The 9,055-nt window shown below is 74.8% G+C and carries 9 protein-coding genes; 4 read left to right on the top strand and 5 right to left on the bottom strand.

Features of this window, described 5'->3' with window-relative positions; all coding sequences use genetic code 11:
• The first annotated feature begins 139 nt into the window (after nucleotides 1–139).
• The 3 genes from AE652_RS27665 (at nucleotide 140) to AE652_RS27655 (ending at nucleotide 3,064) form a co-directional block, all read left to right on the top strand.
• Nucleotides 140–1,315: a cytochrome P450 gene (locus AE652_RS27665; protein ID WP_049656281.1), complete on the top strand. Its 1,176-nt coding sequence runs from the start codon at nucleotides 140–142 to the stop codon at nucleotides 1,313–1,315.
• A gap of 15 nt (nucleotides 1,316–1,330) precedes the next feature.
• Nucleotides 1,331–2,671 (top strand): NAD(P)/FAD-dependent oxidoreductase, encoded by a 1,341-nt coding sequence (locus AE652_RS27660; protein ID WP_049656276.1) that lies wholly within the window; start codon nucleotides 1,331–1,333, stop codon nucleotides 2,669–2,671.
• Nucleotides 2,672–2,737: 66 nt separating this feature from the next.
• A complete protein-coding gene (locus AE652_RS27655; protein ID WP_049656274.1) occupies nucleotides 2,738–3,064 on the top strand; it encodes an antibiotic biosynthesis monooxygenase in 327 nt (108 codons plus the stop codon).
• Nucleotides 3,065–3,094: 30 nt separating this feature from the next.
• Here the strand turns inward: AE652_RS27655 and AE652_RS27650 are convergent, their stop codons facing one another.
• A complete protein-coding gene (locus tag AE652_RS27650; RefSeq protein ID WP_049656272.1) occupies nucleotides 3,095–4,120 on the bottom strand; it encodes an isocitrate/isopropylmalate dehydrogenase family protein in 1,026 nt (341 codons plus the stop codon).
• Nucleotides 4,121–4,321: 201 nt separating this feature from the next.
• Here AE652_RS27650 and AE652_RS27645 point away from each other — a divergent pair, with 201 nt between their 5' ends.
• Entirely contained in the window at nucleotides 4,322–4,732 is a 411-nt protein-coding gene (locus AE652_RS27645; RefSeq protein WP_049656270.1) for a metalloregulator ArsR/SmtB family transcription factor, read from the top strand.
• 4 nt (nucleotides 4,733–4,736) lie between these two features.
• Here AE652_RS27645 and AE652_RS27640 read toward each other — a convergent pair whose 3' ends face one another.
• The 4 genes from AE652_RS27640 to AE652_RS27625 form a co-directional block, all read right to left on the bottom strand.
• On the bottom strand, nucleotides 4,737–6,131 hold the full coding sequence (locus AE652_RS27640; RefSeq protein ID WP_082346013.1) for a nitrate/sulfonate/bicarbonate ABC transporter ATP-binding protein: 1,395 nt from the start codon (nucleotides 6,129–6,131) through the stop codon (nucleotides 4,737–4,739).
• 14 nt (nucleotides 6,132–6,145) lie between these two features.
• Nucleotides 6,146–7,903: an ABC transporter permease subunit gene (locus AE652_RS27635; protein WP_049656268.1), complete on the bottom strand. Its 1,758-nt coding sequence runs from the start codon at nucleotides 7,901–7,903 to the stop codon at nucleotides 6,146–6,148.
• 102 nt (nucleotides 7,904–8,005) lie between these two features.
• The gene (locus AE652_RS43195) at nucleotides 8,006–8,476 is read right to left on the bottom strand and encodes a hypothetical protein (protein ID WP_053112287.1); all 471 of its coding nucleotides are present in this window, start codon (nucleotides 8,474–8,476) and stop codon (nucleotides 8,006–8,008) included.
• Nucleotides 8,477–8,575: 99 nt separating this feature from the next.
• On the bottom strand, nucleotides 8,576–8,959 hold the full coding sequence (locus AE652_RS27625; protein ID WP_049656267.1) for a winged helix-turn-helix domain-containing protein: 384 nt from the start codon (nucleotides 8,957–8,959) through the stop codon (nucleotides 8,576–8,578).
• Between the last annotated feature and the right edge of the window lie 96 nt (nucleotides 8,960–9,055).

The raw sequence follows: 9,055 nt of genomic DNA, 5'->3' as shown, positions 1-9,055 counted from the left end.
TGACCAGAACGATCCCACGAAGAAAGGTATGGATTCCGTGACCATCGACGACGCGACCGGTTCCGCGACCGGGTCCGCAACCGATTCCGCCGGCGACCCCGCCGGCGGCTCCGCGACCGGGCAGCTCACCCGCTTCCCCATCCTGAAGGAGCCCGCCTGCCCCTTCGACCCGCCCTCCGCCATGCGCGAGCTCGGCGCCGGCCCGGTCCGGGTCCGGCTCTGGGACGGCAGCACCCCCTGGCTGGTCACCGGCTACGACCTCGGGCGCAAGCTCCTGGTCGACCCCCGGGTCAGCGCCGACTCGACCAGGTCCGGCTACCCGCACTTCGACCTGGGCAGCCGCGAACGGCGCAAGGACGGCCGCTCCTTCGTCGCCCTCGACGACCCCGAGCACGCCCGCCAGCGCCGGATGGTCTCCCCGCCCTTCGCGATCCGCAACATCGACGCGCTCAAGGACGAGGTCGCCGACATCGTCAACGGGCTCATCGACGAGTTCCTCACCCGGCCCCGGCCCGCCGACCTGGTCGGCGGCCTCGCCTTCCCGACCTCCACCAAGGTGATCTGCCGGATGCTCGGCGTCCCGTACGCCGACCACGAGTTCTTCCAGGACGAGAGCACCCGGATGCTGCACCGGGACAGCTCGCCCGACATGGTGGTCGGCGCCCAGGAGGCGCTGCGCGGCTACCTGCGGGAGCTGATCGACCGCCAGCTGCGCGAGCCCGCCGACGGCCTGATCTCCGAGGTGATCGAGACCCAGGTCCGCCCCGGCGCGCTCAGCCCCGAGCAGCTGTCGTACATCTCCATGACGCTGCTGGTCGCCGGCCTGGAGACCACCGGGAACATGATCGCCCTCGGCACGCTGGCCCTGCTGCGCAACCCCGAGCAGCTGGCGGTGCTGCGGGAGACCGACGACCCGGGCGTGGTCAACCGCGCCGTCGACGAGCTGCTGCGCTACCTCAACATCTCGCACTCCGGCCGCCGCCGGGTCGCCCTGGAGGACATCACCGTCGGCGACGTCGTCATCCGGGCCGGCGAGGGCATCATCCTGACCAGCGAACTGGCCAACCGGGACCCGGACAACTTCCCCGACCCGGACCGCCTCGACATCACCCGGGACGCCGCGCACCACCTGGCGTTCGGCTTCGGCCCCCACCACTGTCTGGGCCGCCCGCTGGCCGTCCTCGAACTCCAGACCGTCTACGGCACGCTCTACCGGCGGATCCCGACGCTGCGCCTGGCCATCGACTTCGCCGACGTCCCGTTCAAGTACGACGGCGTGGCCTACGGCGTCCGCGAGCTCCCGGTCACCTGGTAGCGGCGGGAGGCCCCGATGAGCGACTCGTACGGGCCCGCGACGGCGGGCGGCGGCATCGTGGTGGTCGGGGCCGGGCTGGCCGGCCCGGTCGCCGCGCTCTACCTGGCCCGGCGCCACGGCCGGGTGACCGTCCTGGAACGGCACGCGGACCCCCGGCGGATCCCGGCCGGACAGGGCCGGTCGCTGATGGTGATCCTCTCCGAGCGGGGCCGGCGGGTGCTGCGGGAACTCGGCCTGGAAGCGGCGGTGCGGCGGATCTGCGCGCCGATCACCGGCCGGTGCGGGCACCTGCCGGACGGCAGCACCGCCGTCACCCCGTACAGCCGGGACGGCGCGGCGATCTGGGCGGTCGAGCGGCAGGCGCTGCACCGGCTGCTGCTGGACGCGGCCGAGGCCGAGCCGGGGGTCGACCTGCGCTTCGACCACCCGGTGCTGGCCGTCGACCCGGCGGCGCCCGCCCTGCTGGTCGGGGCGGGCGGCGCCGAGCGGTGGGTGCGGTGCCGGCACGTCATCGGCTGCGACGGCGTCCACTCGGCGGTGCGCGGCGCCCTCGTCGAGCGGGGCGCCCGGGCGCGGGTGAGCACCCTGGAACTGGCCTACCAGGAGATCGTCCTGGACCTGCCCGACTGCGACCGCGGGGTGATGCACTACTGGCCGGCCGGGGACGCGCTGTTCGGGGCGTTCCCGCAGGTGTCCAGCCGGCGTTTCGCGGGCTCGGTGTTCTTCCGCCGGGAGGGCCCGCGCCCGTCCTACCGGGCCGCGGTCGGCGGGCGGGCCCTGGCCGAGCAGTTCGCCGCCGTCTTCCCCCGGCTGGCGGCCGGAATCCCGGACCTGGAGGAGCAGTTGGGCGCCAAGCCGGTCTCCGCCGTCCGGCTCACCCGGTGCGACCGGTGGGTCCTGGGCGGTACGGCCGCGCTGGTCGGCGACTCCTGCCACGCCATGGCGCCGTTCATGGGCCAGGGCATGAACGCCGCCTTCGAGGACGTCCGCACCCTGGTCGCCTGCCTGGACCGGGAGCGGGACTGGGAACGGGCCTTCGCCGCGTACGAGCGGATCCGCAAGGGCGACGGCGACGCGATCGCGGACATCTCCTACCGGCACTACTGGACGATGTCCCGGCTGCCGGACCCCAGGCACGAGGCGGAGGAGGCCATCGCGCGCCGACTGGTCGACCTGATGCCGGAGCGGTTCCGGCCCCTGTACGAGCGCTGCGCGTTCAGCGAGGAGAGCTACTCCCTGGCGCTCACCGAGGAGCACCGGCTGCGCGAGCTGGCCCGGCGGATCCTCAGCCGGCACGGCGCCGGCGCCGCCGAGCTGCCCGACCCGCAGCTGCGGGCCTTCGCCGGGGCCGGCTGAGCCGCCAGATCTGCACGAGCCGCGTGAACTGTCGTGTCACCAGCTGGAACTGACGGGAGATCAACGATGATTCTGGTCGTTTTCAGGTCGCGCTTCTCGGAGCAGTACGACCACGAGTACGAGACGACGGAGGACTACCTCGCCAAGAAGGTGCGGGCGGTCTACGGGGACGACCTCGTCCAGGTCAAGAACTACGAGACCGAGGACGGCGAACGCCTCGCCCTGGTGTGGTGGCGCGACCCCGAGACGCTGGCGCGGTGGCGCGCCGACGTGGAGCACCACAACGCCCAGCAGCAGGGGAAGGAGAAGTGGTACGCCTTCTACGAGTTGACCGTCGCCGAGGTGATCCGGACCAGCTCGACCCTGGAGCCCGAGGCGTACCCGGCGCCCTGAGCCCGCTGTCCCGGCCCCCGGCGGGCGCCGTCACAGGGCGGCGAGGACCGCGCGCGTCGCCTCCCGGGTGCTCAGCGTGCCACCGAGGTCCGGGGTGGTCCGTCCGGCCGCGATCGATCCGGCGACAGCCGCCTCGGTCGCGGCCGCCTCCGTGTCGTGGCCGAGGTGGCGCAGCAGCAGCGCGGCGGTCAGCAGGCAGGCGAAGGGGTTGGCGACGCCCCGGCCCGCGATGTCCGGCGCCGAGCCGTGCACCGGCTCGAACATCCCGAAGCCGCTCTCCGGGTTGAGGCTCGCCGAGGGCGCCAGCCCGATCCCGCCCGCCAGCGCGGCCGCGAGGTCGCTGAGGATGTCGCCGTGCGAGTTGCTGGCCACGATGACGTCGAACCGCTCGGGCTCGGTGACCAGCTTCATCGCGGCGGCGTCGACGTACAGGTGCCGGGTGGCCGTGTCGGGGTGCCGCTCGGCGGCCCGCCGCCAGCACTCCTGCCACAGCCGGCCGCCGGCCCGCACCGCGTTGGCCTTGTCCACCAGGCAGACCTCCCGGCGGGCGGTGGCGAAGGCGAAGTCCAGGATCCGGGAGACGCCGTGCCGGGTGTTGACGTCCGCGTCGACGGCCACCTCGTGGTCGGAGGAGGCGCGGAGGTTCCCGCCGATGCCGCTGTAGAGCCCCTCGGTGTTCTCCCGGACGATCACGCAGTCCAGGGCGCGCCGGGCCGGGTCCCGCAGCGGGCTGAGCCGGTCGTGCCACAGGCGCACCGGCCGGTAGTTGGCGTACAGGTCGAAGGCGTAGCGCAGCTCCAGCAGGACCTCGCGCACGTACCCGGTGTGCTCCAGGTCCGGCCGCCCGATCGCGCCGAGCAGCACCGCGCCGCTCGCCGCCACCCGGGCCAGGTCCGCCTCGCCCAGTGCCACGCCCTCCCGGCGGTAGCGCTCCGCGCCCACGTGGTCCAGCACGTCGACGTCCAGTCCCAGGCCGAACGCCTCGACCAGCCCCAGCGCGGACTCGACCACCTCGGGGCCGATGCCGTCGCCCGGGATCACAGTGATGGCAGCCACGGCCGACCCTTCCTCGCGGCGGACAGGACCAACTCCGCCCGGCCGGTGCGCAGTTCCGGCCGGGCCCAGGCCCAGGCTAGGCGCCGCCGCGGCCCGTCCCCCCGGTTCTGTCGCGCTTCATTCACCCGGCGGCCGCCGTCGGCGCGGGCGGCGGGGATTCCCGGCTCCGGGCGCCCGGGTACGGATCGGTACGATCCCTGTATGGGTGGTGCGCGGGAAGAGGCCTGGGACGCCGATGCGGCGGAGCGGGCGGTGGCGGTGCTGAAGGCGGTGGCCGACCCGTCGCGGTACCGGCTGCTGTGGGCGCTGAGCCGCCGGGAGCTGCCGGTGAGCGAGCTGGCCGAGCTGCTGGGGGCGCACGTCGCGGCGACCTCGCAGCACCTGGCGAAGCTCCGGGCGGCCGGGCTGGTGGTGGCACGGCGGGAGGGGACCCGGATCTTCTACCGGGCCACCGAGGTGCGCGGGCTGCTCACCGAGGCCGCGCTGATCGCCCACGACCTGCCCGACCGCCGCGACGGCGGCGACGACGGCGCCGCCCCGGCCGGTGCGACCGCGCCGCAGCCCTTCGCCCGCGCGGCCCGCGCGGTGCGCCGCCGCCCGGCGACGGGCTGAGCCCTCAGCGCTCCGGGGCGTCCAGCCGGTACTCCTGCCGGTCGGCGTCATACGCGAAGAGCCCCGCGTAGCGGCCCCAGTCGGTCGCCGTCTCCAGCTGCCGGTCGGTCTGCTCGACGGTGTAGTGGCGGCCGAGCAGGTCGCGCAGGAAGCCGGTGCGGACGGTGGCGCCGGGCCGGTCGCCGAGGCTGTTGGCGATCAGCTTGATCAGCGGGACCTCCAGGGCCGCGGCGGCGAAGACGGCGCGGGAGTCCTGGGCGTCCGCCCCGGTGTAGGCGGCGCCGGCGTCGGTGAGCAGCAGGTCGTCGCCGTGGACCTCGGCGAAGCCGAGCAGGTCGAGGGCGTCGACCTGGGGGAGCAGGTCGTCGATGTCCAGGCCGAGCTCGTCGGCGAGGCCGGCCAGGTCGCAGCCGCCGCCCCGGTGGGCGATCGTCTCGGCGAGACCGGAGAGGCCGTCGACGCCGGCGGTGGGCAGCGGGGTGCTGGCGACGGTGCGGCGGTCGGGGTCGGGGCCCGGCTGGTCGGTGCGGCCGGGCGCCCGGGTGTCCTTGGGGCGGCCGGTCATGATCCGGTACACCCGGTCCACCCGCTCGTCGAAGGCGGCCGAGTCGCGGTCGCGCGGCCGCTCCAGGTCGACCTCGACGGTCTCCCGGATGGTCCCGTACGGGCGGGCGCCGAGGACCACGACGCGGTCGGCCATCAGCACCGCCTCCTCGATGTTGTGGGTGACCAGCACGACGGCCCGGGTCGGGAACTGGCCGGAGTCCCACAGCTCCATCAGCTCGCCGCGCAGGTTCTCGGCGGTGAGCACGTCGAGGGCCGAGAACGGCTCGTCCATCATCAGCACGTCCGGTTCGACGACCAGCGCCCGGGCGAAGCCGACCCGCTGGCGCATGCCGCCGGAGAGCTCCTTGGGGTAGGCGGACCCGAAGCCGGTGAGGCCGATCAGGTCGATGGCCTGGGCGGCGGCCCGGGCGCGCTCCCGGGGCGGCACCCCGCGGGCCTCCAGGCCGAGCTCGACGTTCTGCCGGACGGTCAGCCAGGGCAGCAGCGCGAAGGTCTGGAAGACCAGCGCGGTGCCGGGGTTGGCGCCGGTGAGCGGGGTGCCGCGGTAGCGGACGGTGCCGGAGCTGGGCGGGATCAGGCCGGCCAGGCAGCGCAGCAGGGTGGACTTGCCGGAGCCCGAGCGGCCGAGCACGGCGACGATCTCGCCGGCCCGCACGGTCAGGTCGATGCCGGAGAGCACCGGCAGTTCGCCGGCGGCCCCGGCGTAGGCCTTGGTCAGGCCGACGGTCTCCAGCAGGACCTCGTCGTCCGGGCGCGGGGCGTCGCCGTGCGGGACGTCCCCGCGCGGGACGGGCGCGGGCTCGGCGGGGCGGCGGCGGAAGGGGAAGCGCATCGGCGGACTCCGGACTACAGCGAGTAGCGGCGCTCGGCCAGCCGGTACAGCCGGCGCCAGAGCAGACGGTTGAGGACGACGACGTACAGGCTCATCACCGCGACCCCGGCGAGCAGGCGCGGGTGGTCGCCGTGCTCGGCGGCCCGGGCGATGTACGCGCCGAGGCCGGTCGCGGTGAGCGTGGTGGAGCCGAAGGTGACCACCTCGGCGACGATGGAGGCGTTCCAGGCGCCGCCGGAGGCGGTGATGCCGCCGGTGACGTACGCCGGGAAGATCCCGGGGATGATCAGCCGCCGCCAGCGCTGCCGGCCGCGCACGCCGAGGTCGTCCATCGCCTCGCGCAGGTCGGCGGGGACGGCCATGGCCCCGGCGATGGCATTGAACAGGATGTACCACTGGGAGCCGAGGGCCATCAGCAGGATGCCGCCGAGGTCGATCGACACCCCGGTGCGCAGCAGCAGCCAGACCACCAGCGGGAAGACGAAGTTGGCCGGGAAGCCGGCCAGCACCTGGACGACGGGCTGGGCGATCCTGGTCAGCCGGGGCGAGAAGCCGATCCGCACGCCGATCGGCACCCAGACCACGGTGGCCACCGCGACCAGCACGACCACCCGGGCGAGGGTGGCGAGCCCGAGCAGCAGCGGCTCGCCGAACACGCCGAGGCCGGTGCGGTCGGCGAGGTAGCGGCCGAGGTCGACGAGGCCCCAGAGCACGATGCCGCCCGAGACGAGGCCGAAGGCCACGTCCCCGGCCCGCCGCCGGCCGGGGTGGACGGCCGGCGGGCGCTCGGCGGTGCCGAACACCCGCCCGGCCCGGTTCAGGGCCCGCCCGACCGGTCGCAGCGCCCGGCCGAGCGCGGCGGGCAGGCGGGAGCGGCGCAGCAGGTCCAGCACGACCGAGCGCTGCACCTCGGTGGCCTCGGACTGCTCGTTCTTGAACCGTTCGGCCCAGGCGGTGAGCGGCCGCCAGAACAGGAAGTTGACGCCGACCACCAGCACCACCATGGTGGCGATCGCCCAGCCGACCCGGCCGAGGTCCCCGGCGGCGATGGCCGCGCCCGCGTACGAGCCGACCCCGGGCAGCGCGTACCGCTGGCCGTCCACGGTGATCGCCTCGGAGGCGACCAGGAAGAACCAGCCGCCGCCGAAGCCGAGCATGCCGTTCCAGACCAGGCCGATCATGCCCGAGGGCAGTTCGACCTTCCAGAACCGCGTCCACCGGCTGAACCCGAACGAGCGGGACAGCTCGTCGAGTTCGGGCGGCAGCGAGACCAGCGCCTGGTAGAAGGCGAAGGTCATGTTCCAGGCCTGGGAGGTGAAGATGGCGAACACGGCGGCGCATTCCAGGCCGAGCATCGAGCCGGGGAAGAGCGCGAGGAAGCCGGAGACGGCGACGCTCAGGAAGGCGAGCACCGGCACCGACTGGAGGATGTCCAGCGCCGGGATCAGCACCCGTTCCAGCCGGCGGCTGCGGGCGGCGGCGTAGGCGTAGCCGAAGGTGAAGACGACCGAGACGGCGAGCGCGGTGAACATCCGCAGCAGCGAGCGCAGCGCGTCGTACGGCAGCCGGGCCGGGTCGGTGTCGACGGCCGCGTCCCGGGCGGTGGAGAACCGGAGGGTGCCGCCCTGGCCGAGGCGCAGCCCCAGGTAGAGCAGCACCAGCACGGCGGCCGCGACGACCAGGTCCACCCACACCCGACCGCCGAGGCGGCTCGCCGTCCGGGCGGGCAGCGAGCCCCGGGACAGGGCCGGGACGGACTTCGGCAGGGTCATGGCGGTACCTCCGGCGCAAACCCGGGCAGTCTGCTCCCTCGGTACGTCCGTACGCAAACCCGTCCCGCGTTTCGAGGACCGCTGCCCGGGCCCCGCCGGTCGCTACCGGGTGGGAGCGGCCCCGGTGTGCCGCCGGGCCGCGGTGACCAGCAGCCGGGCGGTGCGGACGGGCAGGTCCAGGTGCCGGGCGATCCACTGCGGGTCGTGCCCGTGGGTGGCGAACACCCAGGCGGTGTAGAGCCGGCTCAGGCCGGGCGCGCCGGGGGCGAGCAGCAGCGGGCGGACCTGCTCCATCGGGAAGCCGTCCAGCGAGCGGGCGCTGAACCACTGGGCGTCGTCGCGGAACGGCCGGGCCCCCGCCGCCGCGGCCGCGCCCGCCCGCCGCCGGCTGGTGGCCAGCAGCAGGGCGAGCAGCAGCCCGGCGGTCGAGGCGCCGATGAGCGTGCCGGACAGGAAGAGCCGCAGGGGGTGGGGCGCGAGGGCGACGGCGAGGCCCTCGGCGGTGATCAGCAGTAGGACGCCGCACAGCGCGGTCCCTCTGCCGGTCCTGGGGAACAGGGCGGTTCGGGTCATCGCGGGGGTCCTCCTTCGGACGGTCGTCGGGTCCTTCGGTGGTGGGGTCGGGCGGTCAGGTCAGGTCAGGTCCGGCCGGGTCAGGTCCGGCCGGCGGCGTCAGGCGGTCCGGGCCAGCCGGGGGTCGTACTTGTAGCCGATCTGCCGGACGGTGGCGATCGCCTCCCGGTGCCCGGGGCCGAGCTTGCGCCGGATCCGGGCGATGTGGGTGGCGACGGTGCGGGAGTCGCCGCTGTCCGGGCGCCCCCAGACGTTCTCCATCAGCTGGCGTCGGGAGTGCACCCGCAGCGGGTTGCCGACCAGGTGGGCGAGCAGCTCGAACTCCAGGTACGGCATGGTGACGGGGCGGCCCTCGACGGTGACGGTGCGCTGCTCGGTGTCCACCACCAGGCCGGGCGCGGGAGCCGGCCGCGGGGCCGGGCGCCGGGCGGGCGCGGGGTGGTCCGAGAAGAGGGCGTCGAGCCTGGGGTAGCGCAGGGCCATGGCGGAGGGGCTCCTTCGGGGTCTGGGCGGCCGGGGCGACCGGGGTGGACGGGACGGGCGGCGCGGACGGGGCGGGGGTGCAGGCGGAGCGGGAGC

Origin of the sequence: Kitasatospora sp. MY 5-36 (assembly GCF_001182915.1) — a bacterium.
GTDB lineage: Bacteria > Actinomycetota > Actinomycetes > Streptomycetales > Streptomycetaceae > Kitasatospora.
Note: the sequence above shows the minus strand (reverse complement) of the source record. Positions and strands in the feature narration are given on the sequence as shown.